Below are 18,714 nucleotides of genomic sequence, written 5' to 3'. Positions count from 1 at the left end.
GGTGGATCAGCCGATCTTCACGTTCTTGTCGATGGTGGCCTGGTCGATGTCGGAGGTCCGCACGGTCACCTGGACCTGCCATGCACCGGGCATCGGGATCTGGACCGCGGCCGCGCTCCAGTGTCCCGCAGGGAGCCGGTCGGGCCGGATGGGCAGCGGGCCGATCTGCTTGGCGACCAGCGTGAACGACACCTTCACCTCGGGCACCTCCATCGGCTTGCCGGCCGGGTCGGTGAGCCAGAGGTGCATCTCGTTGGCGCCCGGGCTCGCCGGACCGAGCGTGAGGCGGACCGTGCCCTTGCCGTTCCGGCCGCCGGTGTCGAAGGGCAGGGTGATCTCGGCGGGACCGGGCGCCGGTGCGTCGGCACCCTGGGCGGAGCTGCCGGTGATCCTGGCCGCCTCCTCCTCCGTACGGCCCGGTTCGGTCGACGTCAGCACGGTGGTCACGGCGAGCAGGGCGACGGCGACGGCCGCCTCCGCCAGCACGGAACGGCGCAGCCCGGACCGTACGGGATCCGCGTCCCTGGCCTTCTTCTTGGCCGCTGTGGCCACGGCGGCCTGCTGGCGGGCGAGCTGAGCGGCCCGTTCGGGATCCGCCCCTTCGCCCTGTCCGCCCGAGCCGGCCGCGGTCGTGGCGGAGTCGTCGGGAACGGTCACGGCAGCAGGCTCCGCCGCCTCGGCCGTCTCCGGCTCTTCTGTCAGCACCGTCTGCTCGGCCTGCTTCGCCTCGGCGAGCTGTGCGGTCCAGCGCCGCGACACCCAGGCGACACCGACCATGACGACGACCAGCGCCACCTTGGCCAGCAGCAGTTGTCCGTACGACGTTCCGGTCAGCGCCGACCACGAGCCGACCTGCCGCCAGGACTGGTACAGCCCGGTCACCGTCAGCGTCACGACGCAGATGAAGGCGACGCGGGAGAAGCGGTGCACGGCCGACGGTTCGATGGACGGTGCCCGGTACAGCGCTGTCAGCAAGGTGGCGAGACCGCCCAGCCAGCCGGCGACGGCCAGCAGATGCAGGACGTCCACCGGCATGGCGACGGTGGGCTGGATACCGGTCGACGCGTGCTCCGACAGCGCCCAGGTGGCCGCGACACCGGCCGCGACGACGGTGCCGCCCATCGCCAGCCCGAAGGTGAGATCCTTCTTCTCGGTCGCGTCCTCCCGCCTCGCGTACGCGCCGAACAGCACGGCGATGAACAGGGCGGCCGCGCCGAGCAACAGCAGCCGGGAGACGAGCGCCGCCCCGGTCTTGGTCTCCAGGACGTCCCGCAGCCCGCTCAGGTCGAAGGCGTCGGCGAGCTTTCCGGAGCCTGTGTACGGGGTGCGCAGCAGCAGCATCGCGAGGGTGGACGCGGTCAGCGTCACCCATCCGTACGCGACGAGCCGTTGGACCGGGCGGACGGAGGCGGCGCGCTGCCAGCACAGCAGGACGAACGCGGCGCCGCCCGCCAGCAGGACGAATCCCGCGTACGCGGCGTAGCGCGCAATGTCGTAGAGCAGGCCGACCAGGCCGCCGCCCGCTTCGTCGTCGGGGAGAGCGACCTCGGTCTCGGAGGGCGCCCCGATCGAGAAGGTGAAGGCGCCGGAGACGGGATGACTGTCGGCGGAGACGGCCTGCCAGGCCACGGTGTAGGTGCCGTCGGGCAGGCCCGGCAGCAGATCGACGCCGTAACCGACCTTGCCGCCGGTGGACATGTCACGGATCTTGGCCTTGTCCGCGCGCTTTCCGCTCGGTTCGAGGACCCGGATCGAGTCGTTGCCCATCGCGATCTGCTCGGAGAAGGTGAGCGTCACCTCCGTGGGGGCGGTCGCGACCACCGCCCCGTCCTTCGGATTGCTCCCGGTCAGAGCGGCATGGGCGGCGGCCGGGCTCGCCGCGGTGAGCAGCGCTCCGAGGAGCGTGCCCAGGAACACGGTCGCGGCCAGCAGCAGTCGGACCGGGGATGGGCCGAGGCGCGGGGCGGTGGTTGTCATGGCGTGGTTCAGTCCCCTCGGTGCTCAGTGTTCCGTCGGGTTGTACGTGGGAGCCTTGACGGGGAGTTCAACCGTGATCGGGTCGGACTTCTCGAAGTGCAGTTCCACGGCGACCTTCTCGCCCTGCTTGGGCTGCTTCTTGAGCGCCATGAACATGATGTGGTTGCCACCGCGTTCGAGGTCGAGCTCACCGTCGGCCGGGATGTCGAAGGCCTCCACCTTCCGCATCCGCTGGTCCTTCGTCTCGTGGATCGTGACGTCGTCGGAGAGGGCGCTGGTGACGGAGGTGAGCTTGTCGCCCTGGCCTCCGTCGTTGTGCACGGTGAGGAAACCGGCGGCCATGTCGGTCACCGGCTGCGGCATGAACCCGCCGCTGACTTTCAACTCCGGTGTGCCGTCCGAGGAGCAGCCCGCCAGCGCCAGCCCCGCGGACAGGGCTATGACGCAGGCGAGTGTCCTGCCGCGGCTCACGGCTTCTCCCCGCGGATCAGCTTGGGCAGGTCCTTGGCGTAGTCGTCCGGCGTCGTGTCCTCGCCGTAGAGCACATAGCCCGCGTCCGTCTTCGGTGAGAAGGCGACGACCTGGGCGCCGTGCATCGACACGACCGTGCCGTCCTTCTCCTTCTTCGGCGGGTCGATGCCGATGCCGATCTGGCGGGCGCCGGCCTGGATGGCCGCGAACTCGCCGGTCAGTCCGGTGAAGGACGGGTCACCCGCGCTGGGCAGCCACTTGGCCAGCTCGGCCGGGGTGTCCCGCTCCGGATCGGTCGTGACGAAGACGACCTGGAGCTTGTCCTGGTCGGCCTTGGGCAGCTTCTTCTTGGCGACGGCGATGTTGCTCATCGTCAGCGGGCAGACGTCGGGGCAGTGCGTGTAGCCGAAATAGATCAGCGTCGGCTTGCCCTTGGTGCGCTCGCGCAGGTCGTACTTCTTGCCGGTGGTGTCCGTGAGGACCAGGTTCGGCTTGGCGAACGGCTGGTCGAGCACGGTCGCCGCCTTGGCGCCCTGCTGGGCGGAGACATCGGCGACAGGGCTCTTGGCGGATTCTCCGCCGTCGGAGCAGGCGGACAGGGTGAGCCCGGCGGCCGCAACGAGTGCGGCCGCCAGAGCGGTCTTCTTGCGCATGAGGAAAAGTTCCCGGGAGTGATGTGGGGTGTCAGGCGGTGCGGCGGCGGCCGGCCAGGACTCCGAAGGCGACACCTGCCGCGCCGATCAGGATGCCGACGATCCCGAGGACGCGGGCGAAGGTGTCCGTGTCGTCGGCGGAGGCCGTCTCGGTCTTGGAGTCGTCGGCCGCGGTGCCCTTGGCGCCGGCCTTCGACGCGGCGGCACCCGCGGCGCCGTGGCCGTCCTCGGCGGCGGCCGACAGCTTCAGGACCGGCGCGGGGGACTCGGGCTCGGCCGCGCCCTCCTTCGCCTCCTCGATCCAGCGCACGACCTCCTTGTTGTCGTACGTCTGGAGGGCCTTGAACACCAGCTGGTCGGTGTCCTCGGGCAGCCGGCCGAGGGAGACCGGGAACTGCTGGAACTCACCCGGAGCGATCTTGCCGCCGGCCGCGGTCCAGGTGATCTTGGACGGGGCCTCGGTGATCTGCTTCCCGTGCACGTCGAGCGGCTTGGCCAGCTTGGTCTTGGTGACCACGGCCTTCCAGCCGGGAACGGGCTGCGGCATCACGGACGCCATCGGGTGGTCGGCCGGGAGGTTGACCTCGACCTTCACGGTCGAGGCGTCGTCGCGCTCGTTGGGGACCTTGAAGTTGACCGTGGCGTAGCCGCCCTTGGCGGCCTCACCCTGCGGCTGGACGCTGACGTGCGCGAAGGCGGTACCGGACAGCAGCAGCACGGAGGAGGCGGCGACACCGGACACGACGGCGATACGGGAAAGGTTCATGGCTTTGGACACTCCACTGGTGAGGAGAGGTGATGTGTGCCGGGCGCGGGAGGATGCGCGGGCACCACGGCACCACTCCCGTCGAGTGGGCCGCGTCAGGCTGCGAGTTCGAAGCGGGCGGGCGGCCCGCGCCTGATCACCGTGTGCTGGAGTGCCTCTCCCGCTGCCGTCGGGGGAGGACCGGCCGACGCCGCGACGGCGCACGCACCGGGCAGAGGGGTTCGTACGAGCCCGCCGCGCAGCGCCCGTACGAGAGCGAGCGCGGCGCGCAGCGGCCGCAGCCAGGCGGCCTCGGCCACGTCCTGGGCGGAGTCGGCCGACAGCCGGATCAGCCGGGCCAGCGCCAGGTCTCCGCGGCGCAGCAGCCATCCGGTCATGAGAGCCGCCAGCAGGTGCCCCAGCAGCATCGGAAGCGAAGGCCACAGCTCCGCCTGCGGCACTGTGGAGTGCGTCACAGAGGCGTGCGTGCCGTGCCCCGGCGGGGTGACACCCGCCGCGGTGACGATCCGGTGCGCGTCCGCGGGACTCAGGGACGAGGCGCCCGCCCCGCAGACCAGCTTCGCCGCCGTACGGATCAGAGCGTCGTCCGCAGCCGGCGCGAGTCGCAGCTGATGCTGCCCCAGACCGAACAGGGCGTGCAGGGCGAGCTGTCCGACGCTCAGGGCCACGGCGATCGACGGCAGTGAGCGCACCCGGCCCGCAAGGGGCAGGACCAGCGCGAACATGGCCAGGAAGCCCACCGCGAGCGACCACGCCGCCACGCCTTCACAGGCGGCGATCGCATGCCCCGTCCCGGACAGCACGACACAGACCGCGGTGAACACCGCGGCCCTCAGCAGCCGCAGACCGGCTCCGGCACGTGCAACGGGTGGGGACGACATGGCCGGGTCATCATCGCACTGCGTCAACAGGCCCCGTACGGCAGGTCCGGAAGATCCGCTTTGGCGGTATACACCGCCGCCCTGGTGGCGCGCGTCGGCCGAATGAGCGCAATCACGTCAACTATGTGCTTACCGAGCGTGTCTTGGGGCAATACGTATCGGTATGTCGAGCCGCAGCCAGGAGGCTGGAGCATGAGCATCTGGTGGTCACTCCACTTGCGGCGCGAAGCCGCGAGCATTCCGCTCGCCCGGCGCCTGCTGCTCGGCACGATGGAGACCGCGGGCGTCGACCCCGACATCTCGTTCGACCTCTCGGTCGCGCTCAGTGAGGCCTGTGCGAACGCCGTCGAGCACGGCGGCGACAAGTTCCACGGTGAATCCTCGGCGGACTACTGCGTCACGGCCTATCTGGACGGCGAGACGTGCCGTATCGAAGTGTCCGACTCCGGCCCTGGATTCCCTGTCTACGCCGCGGGCTGCGCCCACGCCCTGCCGCAGGCTCCGGCCTCCGCCGAGAGCGGCCGGGGGCTCTGTCTCATCGAGCAGCTCGCCGACCACGTCCACTTCGGCAACCGGCCGGGCCGGGGAGCGGTGGTCAGCTTCGACAAGGTCCTCAAATGGCGGGAGGACGCGCTGCTCAAGGTCTCGTGAGACGTCCTCGTCCGAGGATCCGTCCGCCAAGACCCGGGGCAGCCACGCCCTCCCGATCCCGAGTCGGCCCGGCCCGAGGTGCCCGGCCCGACTCGGCGTACTGACTCAGCCCTGCTTGAGCGCCGCCATCCAGGCCTCGACCTCGTCGGCCCGGCGCGGGAGCGCCGCCGACAGATTCCTGTTGCCGTCCTCGGTGACCAGGATGTCGTCCTCGATCCGGACGCCGATGCCGCGGTACTCCTCCGGCACGGTCAGGTCGTCCGCCTGGAAGTAGAGCCCGGGCTCCACCGTCAGGCACATGCCCGGCTCCAGCGTCCCGTCGACGTACGCCTCGGTGCGCGCGGCGGCGCAGTCGTGGACGTCCATGCCGAGCATGTGGCCGGTGCCGTGGAGCGTCCAGCGGCGCTGAAGACCCAGCTCAAGCACCCGCTCCACGGGGCCCTCGACCAGACCCCACTCGACGAGCCGCTCGGTGAGCACGCGCTGCGCGGCGTCGTGGAAGTCGCGGTACTTGGCGCCCGGCCTGACGGCCGCGATACCGGCCTCCTGGGCGTCGTACACCGCGTCGTAGATGGTGCGCTGCAACGCGCTGTAACGGCCGTTGATCGGCAGCGTGCGGGTGACGTCCGCGGTGTAGAGGGTGTGGGTCTCCACGCCGGCGTCCAGCAGCAGCAGGTCGCCGGAGCGGACCGGGCCGTCGTTGCGCACCCAGTGCAGGGTGGTCGCGTGAGGTCCGGCGGCGCAGATCGAGCCGTAGCCGACGTCGTTGCCCTCGACGCGGGCGCGCAGGAAGAACGTGCCCTCGACGTAGCGCTCGCTGGTGGCCTCGGCCTTGTCGAGGACCTTGACGACGTCCTCGAAACCGCGAGCGGTGGAGTCGCACGCCTTCTGGAGCTCGCCGATCTCGAACGCGTCCTTGACGGCGCGCGCCTCGGAGAGGTTGACCCGCAGCTCCTCGTCGCGCTCGGCGGTGACCTTGTCGGTCAGCGCGGCCTCGATGGCCGCGTCGTGCCCGCGGACGACGCGGACCGGACCGGTCGCCTCGCGCAGCTTCTCGGGCAGTTCGCGCACGTCCTTGGCGGGGATGCCCAGCAGCTGTTCGGCCTCGGCGAGCGAGTGCCTGCGGCCGACCCACAGCTCACCCTGGCCGGACAGCCAGAACTCGCCGTTCTCCCGGTCGGACCGGGGCAGCAGATAGACCGTGGCACGGTGGCCGCCGCCCTGCGGCTCCAGGACGAGGACGCCGTCCTCACTCTGGTCACCGGTGAGGTAGGCGTACTCCGTGGACGCGCGGAACGCGTACTCGGTGTCATTGGAGCGGGTCTTCAGATTCCCGGAGGGGATCACCAGACGCTCACCGGGAAAGCGCGCCGAGAGCGCCGCACGGCGGTCGGCGGTGTGCGCCGCCTGTGCGATGGGCTCGAGATCGCGCAACTCGGTGTCCGCCCAGCCGCTCGTCATGTTCTCCGCGAGCTCGTCGGACACGCCCGGGTACAGGCCGTTCTTGCGCTGCTTGATCGGCTGCTCTTCTTCTTCCGCGCCCGCTGCCGCAGCGGCCTCGTCGGAATCCGCCGGGATGAGCTCCTCGGCCACGTCTGCCTCCTCGATACGACACTGGACCGCTGTCCATCGTATGTGCGAGGGGAAGACGCCCTGTCGCCCTGTGGACAACGTGTGAGGAATCAGTCGAAGCGGGCGGCCAGCAGGACGACGTCCTCTCCCGTCCCGTCCCGGTCGAGACCGTCCGGGAGCACTGTCCGCAGCACATGGTCGGCGATGGCGGCCGGGTCCTGGCGGGCCGTCCGGGGCACGCTCGCGGCGGCCGCGTGGAGCCGTGCGAACGCCCGGTCCATCGGGTCACCGGTCCGCCGCAGCAGTCCGTCGGTGTAGAGGAGCACCGTTTCTCCCGGCTCGGGCGAGATCTCGACGCTCGGTGCCTCCCAGCACGCGAGCATGCCCAGCGGTGCGGACAGGGAGGTCTCGACGAACTCGGTGCGGTGCTCGCTGATGAGCAACGGCGGTGTGTGCCCCGCCCCGGCGAGCACGATCTTGCCGACCGCAGGTTCGGCGTAGGCGAACAGCGCCGTGGCGGTTCGGGCGGGTTCGGTCAGCCGCAGCAGCAGTTCGAGATCGGACAGGACGGCGACCGGGTCCTCGCCCTCCATCACCGCGTACGCCCGCAAGGAGGCGCGCAGCCGGCCCATCGCGGCGAGCGCGCTCGGGCCGGATCCGCTGACCGATCCGACGGCGAGGCCCAGGGCGCCCTCCGGCAGCGGCAGCGCGTCGTACCAGTCGCCCCCGCCCTGCGGACCCGTGCGGTGGCGTGCGGCGAGTTGGACCCCGGGCACCCGGGGCAGCCTGCTCGGCAGCAGTTCCTCGGCGACGGTGGCCACGGTCTCCCGCGCGTGCTCCAGTTCCAGCAGGCGTGCCAGGTGTTCGGTGGCGTAGCGCATGTAGAGGCCGACGAGATGACGCTGACGCTCCACAGGGGTGGCGGGTTCGTCGTACATCCAGACGGCCGCGCCCAGGGTGCCCGCGGCCTCGGAGGCGAGGGGCTGGGTGTAACTGGCGGCGTAGCCGAGGCGGACCACGACGTCGCGGTGCAGGGGGTCGAGCGATTCGTCGGCGAGTAGATCGGGCTGGGCGACGGCCTCCGGGGAGGTCGCCGGTCCCGGCAGTCCACCGGGGCGGCGGCCGTCCAGGATGCGGCCGTACGCGGTCGCGAGGCGCGGGACGGTCTCGATGTGCCCGAGTTCGGCGTGGCTGAGCCCGAGGCCCTTGGTGAACGCGGGGCCGTGGTCCGCGTCGAAGCAGTCGGCGCGCTGGGGGTCCGCCACCGGTTCGAGGACGACCATGCCCCGGCGCGCTCCGACGAGGGCGGCGCCGGCGCGCAGCAGTTCGTGGAGTGCTGTGTCCAGCGTGCCGGTCCGGGCCAGGCGTTCGGTGAGCTCGTGCAGGGTCGTGAGATCGGAGACCCATCCGGCCAGCCGGTCCTGGAGCACCGCGCCGGGAGGGGTGGGCAGGGAGGGCAGCGAGTGGGCAGTGTGCGTGGGGTTGGGGACTGCCGAGTCGATTCCAGCCACTTTCGGCAGGTGAGGGGCGCTCATGGCAGCCGGCTTTCCGACTGGTGCGTTTCGCTCAATAGCATCGCAAACCCCCATGTCATTCTGCGCCGCTATCAATGCATCCACATGTACACGCACAAGGAAGGGGATGTCCAGCATTGGACCAGTGGGATTGGTGGTGTCTAGGTGACCATGAACTTGGCCGAAAAATGCACCCCGTGGCGGCGAATTGAGGTCGACTGAGGGCGTTCGGCAGTGGATCCCTCCAGGGCCCAGGCCCCAGAGGGACGCGTCATACCAAACGTGATGGGTACGTAAACGGTGACGGCCAGGGGCAGTTGGCACCGCCCCGGAACCTGGCGACGGGCCCGGGCGTCCTAACAGCCGTGGGCCGCGCCGCATCCCCGGGTGGCGGGGAAAAGTTTTGACGGGACGGCAAGCGCCACGCGCGCGCCACCCCTCGCCATGCGTTTAATGGATACAGCCCACGTTCGGCCCCCGAGCGGCGATCCTGCCGCAGACGAAGCGGGGAGTCGCCCATGCCTTTGGCAAGGGGCGGTGATGCGCCGACTTGTACGCACAGTGAAGAGCTGCACACATGTTGTGATGTGGACCTCGGCGTTCAACGGAAAGGAACGAGCGCTCATGCGCGAGATCCTCGGAAGGCGACGCAGGCTCCTGTTCCGGCGTAAGAGGGGGCCAGTACAGCTTCAAGCGGCGCTCACCTACGCCGCCGCGTGGCAATGGCCCGTCCTCCCCGGTGTGGGACTGAAGGCGGCCGGAAGCCGCGGTGACCGCGGGCGCGGTTGCGCCTGCCCGGACCCCGAGTGCGTCGTACCCGGCGCGCACCCCTTCGACCCCGGCATTCTCGCGGCGACGGACGACGAGCAGATGGTGCGCTGGTGGTGGGCCAACCGGCCGACCGCTCCGATCGTGCTGGCCACCGGAGGACGGGCGCCGTGCGCGGTGAGCCTGCCCGCGGTGGCCGGGGCGCGTGCGCTCTCGGCGCTCGACCGCATGGACATGCGGCTGGGCCCCGTGGTCGCGACGCCCACCCGGTGGTCGCTCCTCGTGGCCCCCTACACCCTCGAACAGCTCGGGGAACTGCTCTTCGTCAAGGACTGCGTGCCGAGTTCGCTGCGCTTCCACGGCGAGGGCGGATATCTGGTGCTGCCTCCGGCGGAGGCGGGAACCGGCCAGGTGCGCTGGGAGCGGGCTCCGCTGCCCGGTTCCGCCGCGCCATGGCTGCCGGATGTGGAGGCGGTGGTGGACGCGCTGGTCGAGGCGAGCACCAGCGCGCCGGACGGCGGCAGTCGGCTGTCCTACTGAACAGGCGCTTCTTCGGGCCGGCTCCGTCACTCGTAAGGGTTGGAGCCGGCCCGAGTTGTCGGGGAATCGGGCGCGCGGCGCACTGCGCGCCCGTATTCCGCGGATATCGTCGGCCCACCGTCAGGAATTCCGCTCGGTCGGCAGGTGGGCGCCATGAATCTCCGCATGATCGGGATCGCCTCGGTCGTGGTGGTCGCCGCGCTGTTGCCGCTGGCCGCCGTCGCCGGGCCGGCCGACGGACTGCTGTGGCCGGACGCGCCTGCCGCGCGGGGACCCGTCGTCGACGCGAAGTCAAGTACGCGACCGGATCCGCAGACGGCCGAAACAGACCCCACCGAACCGCCCGCCGCGGCCGGCTCGGCGGTGTTGCCCGCCTCCGCGGCACGCTGCGGACCGGAGGTGACATCGCCCGGCGGGGTCGAGGCGCAGACCTGTGTGCTGACGCAGGACGGTGATGCCTGGGCGCGTACGTACTACCGGAATGCAACAGGTGAGGAATTGCGTTCCGTACTCACTCTGATGGGACCCGGCGGGCGCACTTTGCAGACCAACTGTGCGGTCGAAGCGGGTGACGAACCGGGTGTTTGTGAGACACCGCGGGAGCCTTCTCGGGGCGGATCCGGGGATTATTCGGCAGTTGCGGAGTTCGCGCCTGTCGAGGATTCGGACGATGCGCCACTGCTGCTGAGGTCCGGGAGCAACTCCCATGACAGCGGGGGAAGTTGACGCGTCCACGCGGAACGGACCGCTCCGCGGAAATGGAAGCGCCCGGTCGCTGGCGACGGGGGATGCACCAGCGACCGGGCTTCTAGAACGGTAACAAGAGATCGGCGGTTCGCAAATTCGATCTCGGGTATTCGGACATCGATTCGGCTGCCCCCGGCGAGAGTTGTGACCGGAGTCACCAGTCTCTTCTCACGGCCGGAAAGATGTCAGCTGAGGGTCACCTGGCGGTTGGTGAGACCGCCGCGGGCGCGGCGCTCCTCGGGGGAAAGCGGAGCGTCGGAGGCCAGCGCCTCGGACAGCCGCTCGGCGAACTCGGCCGCCGGCTTCTCGCACTCCTCGGCGCCCATCCCGGTCGGCAGGTCCCAGACGGGGACCATCAGGCCATGGGCCCGGAACGAGCCGACCAGACGGGTCCCCTCGCCGAGCGAGGTGGCACCGGAGGCGTGCAGCCGGGCCAGCGCGTCCAGCAGCTTCTCCTCCGGGTGCGGCATGACCCAGCGCAGATGGTTCTTGTCCGGCGTCTCGCACCAGTAGGCGGAGTCGACTTCCGTCAGGCGCACGGTGGGGATCGCCGCGGCGTTCGCGCGCTCCAGGGACGCGGACACCTCGGGCGTGGCGTTCTCCGCCGAGTCCGGGATCCAGAACTCGAAACCGGAATGGACGACCGGCGCGAACGCGGCGTCCGGGTCGAGGAGGTCCTGAAGTCGCGGACCGTCACCGGAAACCCGCTCACCGGCGACCGGATTGCCCGGCTGCGAGGTGAGCGCGCGGTTCAGGGTGTCGGCGAGGTCGCGGCTCAGGTCGCCCGAGGACGTGTCGTTCTGCAGGCCGAGCAGGACCGAGCCGTCGTCGCGGCGCAGCGCCGGCCAGGCCATCGGCAGGACGGTCGCGAGCGTCACGGACGGGACCCCGTCGGGCAGTCCGTCCTTCAGCGTCAGCTCGACCGTCGCGGCGGGCACCAGTTCGCGCAGGGCGACCCAGTCGCATTCTCCGGCGAGGCCCTCGAACGGACGCTGGACCAGCTCGGTCACGGCGTGCGAGGCCGCGCGGCCGTGACACGCCTTGTAGCGGCGGCCCGAACCGCAGGGGCAGGGCTCACGCGCCCCGACCACCGGTACGGGTTCATTGGCGCCTGCGGCGCGGCCCCGGTCCGTGTGCGGAGGCTTCGACGCCTTGGTCTGGGGGCGCTTCTTGGCCATGGTGCGGCTTCTCCCGATTGCGGCGGTGCTGTGTGTGGGCGCGAGCCTAGCCGTCCGCCGCCCTCACGGTGGCACAGCGCCGCACACTCGCCTCGGCCGTGCTCACTTCGTCGGGAGCGTCGGTCGTGTCCGGGTCGCCGGGGACATCGGTCGTGCTGTCGTCGCCACGAGGCCGGCCGGGAGCGTTCCGTTCGTGCCACCCGGTCCCTGCCCGTCTCGGCGAGGGGTGGTCGTACCCCTTCGGCCCGGCGCCGTCGTGCCCGCTCCGCCGGGGGTCAGTCGAGGTCGTCGTACGCCTCGGCGAAGTCGAAGCCCGGGCCTGCGACGCGCGTAGCAAAATCCTCGCGGCGGTGCCCTTCCGTCACGATCACCCACACGGTGACCTCGCCGCCCGCGCTGTCGCGGACACCCCACTCCTGGGCGAGCGCGGTGATGATGTTGAGTCCGCGGCCGCCGCGTGCGGTCACCGACGGTGTGGACGGGACCGGCCGCGTGGGACCGCCGCCGTCCGTCACCTCGACCGTCAGCCGGCCCGCCCGGTCGACGCGCCACTCGGCGCGGATGTCCCCGTCGCCGATCTCGGTACGCCCCAGCGGTCTGCCGTGCCGGCAGGCATTGCTGAGAAGCTCGGACAGAATCAGAACTGCATCGTCGACGACCGATTCCGACACCCCGCTGCGGCGCAGCTGTTCCTGCATACGGTGTCGTGCTGCCCCCACGCCCGCAGGACCATGGGGAACGGCCATGCTCGACGACGTGGGCACCTCCTGTGCCACCACAAACGCCACCCCCGAGACCTCCTTTGCCCCACGCCACGGTGTGAATGCCCCAATGGACTGGACCGGAAACCGGCCAAGGGCGGGCCAGTGACGCACTCGTAACGATCGAATACGAACCGAACGCGCCGGTGCACTCCCTGTAAGGGGTGTTACAGACGGCCCAGCTGGGACAGCACCTGCCGCGGCCGGTTGGTGATGATCGCCTCGACACCCAGCCGGACGCAGAGCTCGACGTCCTCGGGTTCGTTGACCGTCCACACATGGACGCGCTGGCCGGCCCGGTGGAGCCGGGCGATGTAGCCGGGCTGGTTGCGGACGATCCGTATCCCCGGTCCCGCGATCCGGGCGCCGGAGGGCAGTCGTCCGTCGCGCAGCCGCGGGCTGACGAACTGCAGCAGATACACGGTCGGGATGCGCGGCGCGGCCGCCGAGACCCGGTGCAGCGAGCGGGCCGAGAAGCTCATGATGCGTACGGGAGAGTCCGCGGGTGTCGGCGGGTCGGCGAGGCCGAAGCGGCCGAGGAGCTGGAGCAGCCGGTCCTCCACCTGCCCTGCCCAGCGGGTGGGGTGCTTGGTCTCGATGGCCAGCTCGACACGGCGTCCCGAGTCGGCGACCAGCTCCAGCAGCCGTTCCAGGGTGAGCACCGAGGTGAGGGAGGGGTCACCCCAGTCCGGGCTCTCGGCGGAGTCCTCGCGGCCCTTCCAGGTCCCGAAGTCCAGCGCGCCGAGGTCGGCGAGTTCCAGGGCGGAAACGGCGCCGCGGCCGTTCGACGTCCGGTTGACCCGGCGGTCGTGGACACACACCAGATGCCCGTCGGCGCTGAGGCGTACATCGCATTCGAGGGCGTCCGCACCGTCGTCGATCGCCTTCATGTACGCGGCGAGGGTGTGTTCCGGGGCGTCTTCCGACGCGCCTCGGTGGGCAACGACCTGGATGTTGTGCTGCCGTGCTTGGGTCACCGCGTCATGGTGTCACCGAGACGGGGAAGGCGTGCGCAGGGGGCCGATCCCGGGCCGGTGGGCGGCCCGGCGACGGATCCGTCCGGCGCTCTGGGGATGCGTCCTGATTGTCGGAAGTAAAGGATTGCGGGAATACACACAGGTCCTGCTTACAGTGGCCTGACGGGCTGTGGGAAAAGCTTGCGTCGGACAGTTGCTGACCGGTCCCCGCCGAGACAGCGCCGAACGCCGCCCGCCACCGCCGCCCGACCAGGGCCGGAGTACGAACCGCCGCCAGGCACCCGGACGAAGCACGACGACGCACGACGTGGAACCTGAGGAGAGAGCTGTGAGCACCGAGAACGAGGGCAACGAGGGCACTGCGCGGCCGGCCGCCCCGTCGGTACCCCCCGTGCCCGCAGGCCCTCCCGAGTTTTCGGGACCCTCCGGAGCCGAGCGCACGCACGCCGCGTATCCCGAGCCGCCCCGCCACGACGGGACTCGTCCCACCGAGCCGGCAGCGGCTGCGGGTGAGCGTCCCGGGCACTCCCCCCAGCCCGAGCACGCCACCGCGCCGCTGCCGCATCCCGTGGGAGCCGCGGCGCCGGCCGGATCGCAGCAGCCCGGCACCGGCTGGCCGCCGCCCCCGCCCAGCCTGCCCTCCTACGGCGGCGGCGCCCACGGCCCCCATGGCTCTCACGGCCCCGGCGGGCCCCACGGCCCCGGCGGCGACGGCCCGGTCTGGGGCGCTCCGGTGCATGCGGGCGAAGGGCCGAAGCGGAAACGATCCGGCGGACTGGCCGCGGCGGTCCTCGTCGCCGCCCTCGTCGCGGGCGGCGTCGGCGGTGGCATCGGCTACTGGGCGGCCGAGCGCAACGACGACGGCATCAACTCCACGACGGTCTCCGCCGCGGACACCCCGAGGGAGATCCAGCGCGAGCCGGGCACGGTCGCGGCCGTCGCGGCGAAGGCGCTGCCGAGCGTGGTCACGATCGAGGCGAAGGCCGGCGGCAGCGGTGCCGACGGCACGGGCGAGAGCGAGGCCGGCACGGGCACCGGCTTCGTCTACGACAAGGAAGGCCACATCCTCACCAACAACCACGTGGTCGCGACGGCGGCGGACGGGGGCACGCTCTCCGTCATCTTCTCCAACGGCAAGAAGTACGACGCGGAGGTCGTCGGCCGGGCCGAGGGCTACGACGTGGCCGTGATCAAGCTCAAGAACGCGCCGTCGGGTCTGAACCCGCTGGCCCTGGGCGATTCCCAGAAGGTCGCCGTGGGCGACTCGACGATCGCGATCGGCGCGCCCTTCGGCCTGTCGAACACGGTCACCACCGGCATCATCAGCGCCAAGAACCGCCCGGTGGCCTCCGGCGACGGCTCCAGCGGCAAGAACTCGTACATGAGCGCCCTCCAGACGGACGCATCGATCAACCCGGGCAACTCCGGCGGCCCGCTGCTCGACGCACGCGGCGCGGTGATCGGTATCAACTCGGCGATCCAGTCGGCGGGCAGCGGCCTCGGCCAGTCCCAGGCGGGCTCGATCGGACTCGGCTTCGCCATCCCGATCAACCAGGCGAAGAACGTCGCGGAACAGCTGATCAAGACGGGCAAGCCGGTCTACCCGGTCATCGGCGCGACGGTCGACATGTCGGGCAAGGCGTCGGGAGCCAAAATCGCGACGGAGGGCGCGGGCGGTACCGCGGCGGTGACCGCGGAGGGCCCGGCGGCGAAGGCCGGTCTGAAGTCGGGCGACGTGATCACCAAGTTCAACGGCAAGCCGATCGACAGCGGCCCGACACTGATCAGCGAGATCTGGAATCACAAGCCGGGCGACAAGGTGAAGCTGACGTACGAGCGCGGCGGCAAGGAACAGACGGTCGACGTGGTACTCGGTGAACGCCAGGGCGACAGCTGAGCCACGGGGACGGGCGTCGCCCGTCCCCGCCGGTCAGAGGGCAGTGGGCGTGCGGTGGTCACAAGGCTGCTCTCGCCGAGCGGTGGCCACCGGGGCGGTGATCGAAAGCGTGCTGCGACGCGCTGCGTCGGCCCGGTACTCTGTAGGCCGTTCCGCGGCAGGTGAAGCGGGGCGTGGGTGGGTTGCCCGAGCGGCCTAAGGGAACGGTCTTGAAAACCGTCGTGGCAGCGATGTCACCGTGGGTTCAAATCCCACACCCACCGCATGCGAGAGGCCCCTGGCCAGTACGTATGGTCGGGGGCCTTTGCCATGCCCGTTCCCGCCGGGCACCGTTGTTCCCCCTGGTTTCCCGCTCTGTCGGGCACGGAAGGGGCACGCGGGCGGGGGGCTTTGGAGCTGCCGGGGTCAGGTCGTCAGCGGCTGATCGGGATCTCGTAGACGATCTCGCAGGGCGCTGCGGGCACCACAATGTCCGCTGTCTCCACGGGACGGCCCTGGTCGCAGTAGTACGTCCGCCGGCTGTGCGTCACGAGTGCGGCTTTCTGGATGCCGAGTAGCGATGCTTCCTTAGCGGTCGCGTGCCGCGGCTCGGGCTGTTCCACCGCGTGGCTGACGGCGACTCCGATCGCGGCCATGCGGTTCACGACCCCAGCCCCTGCGTGTGGTCCTCCTTCAGGGAGAACGACGAGAGTGCCGCTAGTGACGGCGTACGGTTCCCAACTCGGCGGTCAGGCCTGCCGAGTGAGAGACCTCTTGCAGCTCCCTCAGGGGGCCAAGCAACTGGTCTTCGAGTCGGGGGAGCTGCTGGCCATACACGCGCGTACCCGGCTCATCGCCCTGCGACTGCTGAGAAGGCGGTGACCGGCTCTGTGCCCCGACGCCATCACGACATCGCTGACGACCTACGCCACCAGATCACGACGGGCAGCATCAAGCCTGGCGAACGCCTCCCGTCCGAAGCCGGTCTTGCCACCCGGTACAGGGTCAGCACGGTGACCCTGCGACGCGCTCTCGCCGTGTTCCAGGGCGAAGGACTCGTAGAGAAGATCCACGGCAAGGGGAACTACTTTTGTCGCCCCCGCCGCAAGATCATGTACGTCGGCGGCTGGGGCACCCTGGACCCCTGGACCGCAGCTGAGCCAACGTTGCGCATCACGGTTCGCAACACCACGGTTCCGGCCTCCGTGCACCTGACGACGTGCCAACGGGCAGCCCACTCGCGGAGTACACCTGCCTCAGCCTTGAACAAGGGGCGCCCCACGGCTTGGCCCGCATCTACATCCCGCGCGACCTGGCCCCGGCCGGAGTCCTCGACGACGACTCCGTGTGCCGGGAGGCAGTCACGAGATTCGCCGTCCTCGGCCCGTCGCCGACGACCGTCCGAGAGACGGTCTGCGCCCGCTCTCCCACCCCAGACGAAGCGTCGGCCCTCCGGATCGGAAACAACATGGCCGTTCTCGCGATCACGCGCATCGCCACCGACGCTACCGGTCGCGTCGTTGAATCCGCGCTCCTGGCCTTTCCGGGAGACCGAGTCGACGCCGTCTTCACCGCCCACCACGTGCTCAACGAGAGGCAAACCCAAGGATGAGAACACCGAACGAACTTCGGCTCCTCCCGTGGTCGGGCCCGGGGGACAAGCCCTGCTACCTGAGCACCGACGACCCGGACGGCATCGAGGCGGTCCAACTCGGCACGGCAAGCGAACTGTTGGAAGAGGCCTCAGAAGGCCTCGACAACCAGGACACGTCTCTTGACGAGATGCGGTGCCTGGTCAAAGAGCTGACCGGGGCTCTGCGGGACATCCTTCGGGTCGCAACGAGCCGCGGTCGCCTCCGGGCAACGAGCGATCCGAGTGAGTCCGCCTATTGATGTACGGTCCCGCCGAGCAGCACAGCAAGAGAGGCCCACGGCTCTGACCAGATCAGATGCCATGGGCTTCTGGCTTTGTCGACCGACTTCCGTCGACCTTGAACGGCCTGAGGACTGCTTCGTCCCGAAGCGGCTTGAGCGGGCGTCCGTCCTTGGACCGGTACCTTTGTCACCTGCACTGATGGGTCCGCAGTTCACACATCGTCCGCTAGTAGTCCCAGCCAGTCTCGTCCGACCGCGCCCCGTGCGCCCTCGAAGTGGGAGGCGGTCGCGGTCGCTTGCGGACCTGGTGGAAGTGCTACAGCAACCGGTTCTCTAGTGCGTAGTTGCGCGCGTGCTCCATGACGGGGGAACGATCATCATGGAGCGCCCCGGGGAAGCAGTTAGCTGACACGGCCCGTGTGCACGCCATCCAGCGCAAAGTGTAGACCTCAGCAGTTGCTCAAATTTATTGACCTTCTTGTGAAGATCACTAGTGTTCTCTTTGTTCCAGCGAACGCGGAACTCTGTTGAACGGGGATTACCCAAGTGAAGACCAAGAATACGGTTCATGCAGCGCTGCTGACCACTGCGCTGATAGCCGGTACGGCCATCCCGGCGTTTGCCGCCGGAGGCACCACCGACGGTACGGCCGCCGACCAAGCTGTGGCCGCTGTCCAGAAAGCCACCGGCACCACCGACATCGCCGGTGCCGGTACTCAGGGCGCGGTGATGGCAACCGAGCGCGGTTCCGTAACCGTTTCCACCCCGACCAGCGCCGAGAAGCCGGTGAGCGTGGCGGCTTCCGACGGCTCCGCTGTCACGATGGCCCTGCCCGCAGCGGTCGACGCCGCGGGTGTCACTTCGGCTGCCGGCACCACCGTTTACCCCAACGCGGCAGCACATATCGACCTCGCCGCCCAGGCCACCGTCGACGGTGGCGCCCGCGCGTTGGTCACCCTCAAGAACGCTGCCGCCTCCAGCACGCAGCGCTTCGACCTCGGTCTTCCCGATGGCGCCAGCCTCGTGGCCGATGGAAACGGCGGCTACGACATCGTGACCTCGGCCGGCGGTGCGGGCCTCGTCCCTCGTGGCCACATCGACGCCCCCTGGGCGAAGGATGCAAACGGCGACGCCGTCCCCACAAGCTACAGCCTCGACGGCAACACTCTCGTTCAGACGGTCGAGGCCGGCCCCGACACCGCCTACCCCGTGGTGGCTGACCCTCACTACACCTGGGGCATCATCACCGGCACGGTGTACTTCAACAAGAAGGAGACCAAGCTCCTCGCTGTCGGGGGCACCACGGTGTCGTGGCTGCCGAACCCCGCCGCGAAGGTGGGCGGCCGAAGCCTCGCGACCATCGCAGCCGGTGCAGCTGCCGTTGGCAAGTGCATCAAGTTCAAGGTCAACCCCTCACTGGCACTCCTTTCGCCTGCGGCGGCCGTAAATGGAAGCGGCCTTTACAGTGGCAAGGCCGGCGACGGATACTGCAAGTAAGAACCGGCAG

The 18,714-nt window shown here is 70.1% G+C and carries 16 protein-coding genes, 1 tRNA gene and 2 pseudogenes; 8 read left to right on the top strand and 11 right to left on the bottom strand.

The annotated features are described in order from the left end of the window. Nucleotides 1-6: 6 nt before the first annotated feature. From ACQPWZ_RS17830 to ACQPWZ_RS17810, 5 genes are all read right to left on the bottom strand, one after another. Complete coding sequence (locus ACQPWZ_RS17830; protein ID WP_433571837.1) at nucleotides 7-1,977, bottom strand: copper resistance protein CopC; 1,971 nt, start codon at nucleotides 1,975-1,977, stop codon at nucleotides 7-9. 24 nt (nucleotides 1,978-2,001) lie between these two features. Next, nucleotides 2,002-2,448: a copper chaperone PCu(A)C gene (locus ACQPWZ_RS17825; RefSeq protein ID WP_356704214.1), complete on the bottom strand. Its 447-nt coding sequence runs from the start codon at nucleotides 2,446-2,448 to the stop codon at nucleotides 2,002-2,004. Next, entirely contained in the window at nucleotides 2,445-3,101 is a 657-nt protein-coding gene (locus tag ACQPWZ_RS17820) for an SCO family protein (RefSeq protein ID WP_356704213.1), read from the bottom strand. Before ACQPWZ_RS17820 ends, ACQPWZ_RS17825 begins: the two co-directional genes overlap by 4 nt. Nucleotides 3,102-3,132: 31 nt before the next feature. Then, nucleotides 3,133-3,867 (bottom strand): YcnI family copper-binding membrane protein, encoded by a 735-nt coding sequence (locus tag ACQPWZ_RS17815; protein WP_433571836.1) that lies wholly within the window; start codon nucleotides 3,865-3,867, stop codon nucleotides 3,133-3,135. 95 nt (nucleotides 3,868-3,962) lie between these two features. Further along, on the bottom strand, nucleotides 3,963-4,748 hold the full coding sequence (locus ACQPWZ_RS17810; protein ID WP_433571835.1) for a hypothetical protein: 786 nt from the start codon (nucleotides 4,746-4,748) through the stop codon (nucleotides 3,963-3,965). 192 nt (nucleotides 4,749-4,940) lie between these two features. Here ACQPWZ_RS17810 and ACQPWZ_RS17805 point away from each other — a divergent pair, with 192 nt between their 5' ends. Continuing rightward, nucleotides 4,941-5,399 carry an ATP-binding protein gene (locus ACQPWZ_RS17805; RefSeq protein ID WP_340474068.1) on the top strand — a complete coding sequence of 153 codons (459 nt, stop codon included), beginning with the start codon at nucleotides 4,941-4,943 and terminating at the stop codon, nucleotides 5,397-5,399. Between the two features lie 105 nt (nucleotides 5,400-5,504). On the opposite strand, the gene ACQPWZ_RS17800 is transcribed toward ACQPWZ_RS17805, so the two are convergent. Continuing rightward, nucleotides 5,505-6,992, bottom strand: coding sequence for an aminopeptidase P family protein (locus tag ACQPWZ_RS17800; RefSeq protein ID WP_433571834.1), 1,488 nt, complete (start codon nucleotides 6,990-6,992; stop codon nucleotides 5,505-5,507). 89 nt (nucleotides 6,993-7,081) lie between these two features. Further along, the gene (locus ACQPWZ_RS17795) at nucleotides 7,082-8,623 is read right to left on the bottom strand and encodes a PP2C family protein-serine/threonine phosphatase (protein ID WP_383238541.1); all 1,542 of its coding nucleotides are present in this window, start codon (nucleotides 8,621-8,623) and stop codon (nucleotides 7,082-7,084) included. Nucleotides 8,624-9,109: 486 nt separating this feature from the next. Between ACQPWZ_RS17795 and ACQPWZ_RS17790 the strand changes: the two genes are divergently transcribed. Continuing rightward, entirely contained in the window at nucleotides 9,110-9,793 is a 684-nt protein-coding gene (locus ACQPWZ_RS17790) for a bifunctional DNA primase/polymerase (protein WP_340474065.1), read from the top strand. Nucleotides 9,794-9,946: 153 nt separating this feature from the next. After that, nucleotides 9,947-10,519, top strand: a complete 573-nt coding sequence (locus tag ACQPWZ_RS17785) for a hypothetical protein (protein WP_433571833.1) — start codon at nucleotides 9,947-9,949, stop codon at nucleotides 10,517-10,519. 206 nt (nucleotides 10,520-10,725) lie between these two features. On the opposite strand, the gene ACQPWZ_RS17780 is transcribed toward ACQPWZ_RS17785, so the two are convergent. From ACQPWZ_RS17780 to ACQPWZ_RS17770, 3 genes are all read right to left on the bottom strand, one after another. Continuing rightward, the gene (locus tag ACQPWZ_RS17780; RefSeq protein WP_356704206.1) at nucleotides 10,726-11,718 is read right to left on the bottom strand and encodes a DUF5926 family protein; all 993 of its coding nucleotides are present in this window, start codon (nucleotides 11,716-11,718) and stop codon (nucleotides 10,726-10,728) included. Nucleotides 11,719-11,993: 275 nt separating this feature from the next. Next, on the bottom strand, nucleotides 11,994-12,593 hold the full coding sequence (locus tag ACQPWZ_RS17775) for an ATP-binding protein (RefSeq protein ID WP_433571832.1): 600 nt from the start codon (nucleotides 12,591-12,593) through the stop codon (nucleotides 11,994-11,996). Between the two features lie 53 nt (nucleotides 12,594-12,646). After that, entirely contained in the window at nucleotides 12,647-13,456 is an 810-nt protein-coding gene (locus ACQPWZ_RS17770; RefSeq protein ID WP_383238549.1) for a glycerophosphodiester phosphodiesterase, read from the bottom strand. Nucleotides 13,457-13,784: 328 nt separating this feature from the next. Here ACQPWZ_RS17770 and ACQPWZ_RS17765 point away from each other — a divergent pair, with 328 nt between their 5' ends. Both ACQPWZ_RS17765 and ACQPWZ_RS17760 read left to right on the top strand, forming a co-directional pair. Continuing rightward, nucleotides 13,785-15,353 carry a S1C family serine protease gene (locus tag ACQPWZ_RS17765; protein ID WP_433571831.1) on the top strand — a complete coding sequence of 523 codons (1,569 nt, stop codon included), beginning with the start codon at nucleotides 13,785-13,787 and terminating at the stop codon, nucleotides 15,351-15,353. Nucleotides 15,354-15,529: 176 nt separating this feature from the next. Continuing rightward, nucleotides 15,530-15,616 (top strand) — tRNA-Ser (locus ACQPWZ_RS17760). A gap of 150 nt (nucleotides 15,617-15,766) precedes the next feature. Here the strand turns inward: ACQPWZ_RS17760 and ACQPWZ_RS17755 are convergent. Beyond that, nucleotides 15,767-16,075 (bottom strand): annotated as a pseudogene (locus ACQPWZ_RS17755) (UTRA domain-containing protein); the annotation flags it as partial. Nucleotides 16,076-16,210: 135 nt separating this feature from the next. Between ACQPWZ_RS17755 and ACQPWZ_RS17750 the strand changes: the two are divergent. From ACQPWZ_RS17750 to ACQPWZ_RS17740, 3 genes and pseudogenes are all read left to right on the top strand, one after another. Beyond that, a pseudogene (locus ACQPWZ_RS17750) lies at nucleotides 16,211-16,944 on the top strand (GntR family transcriptional regulator). Further along, nucleotides 16,941-17,225, top strand: a complete 285-nt coding sequence (locus ACQPWZ_RS17745; RefSeq protein WP_433571830.1) for a hypothetical protein — start codon at nucleotides 16,941-16,943, stop codon at nucleotides 17,223-17,225. The pseudogene ACQPWZ_RS17750 and the gene ACQPWZ_RS17745 overlap by 4 nt, the downstream one beginning before the upstream one ends. 528 nt (nucleotides 17,226-17,753) lie before the next feature. Continuing rightward, the gene (locus tag ACQPWZ_RS17740) at nucleotides 17,754-18,704 is read left to right on the top strand and encodes a hypothetical protein (protein WP_433571829.1); all 951 of its coding nucleotides are present in this window, start codon (nucleotides 17,754-17,756) and stop codon (nucleotides 18,702-18,704) included. Nucleotides 18,705-18,714: the final 10 nt, after the last annotated feature.

It is taken from the genome of Streptomyces sp. CA-251247 (assembly GCF_050952975.1).
GTDB lineage: Bacteria > Actinomycetota > Actinomycetes > Streptomycetales > Streptomycetaceae > Streptomyces > Streptomyces achmelvichensis.
This window is presented reverse-complemented; position numbering and strand designations above follow the sequence as displayed.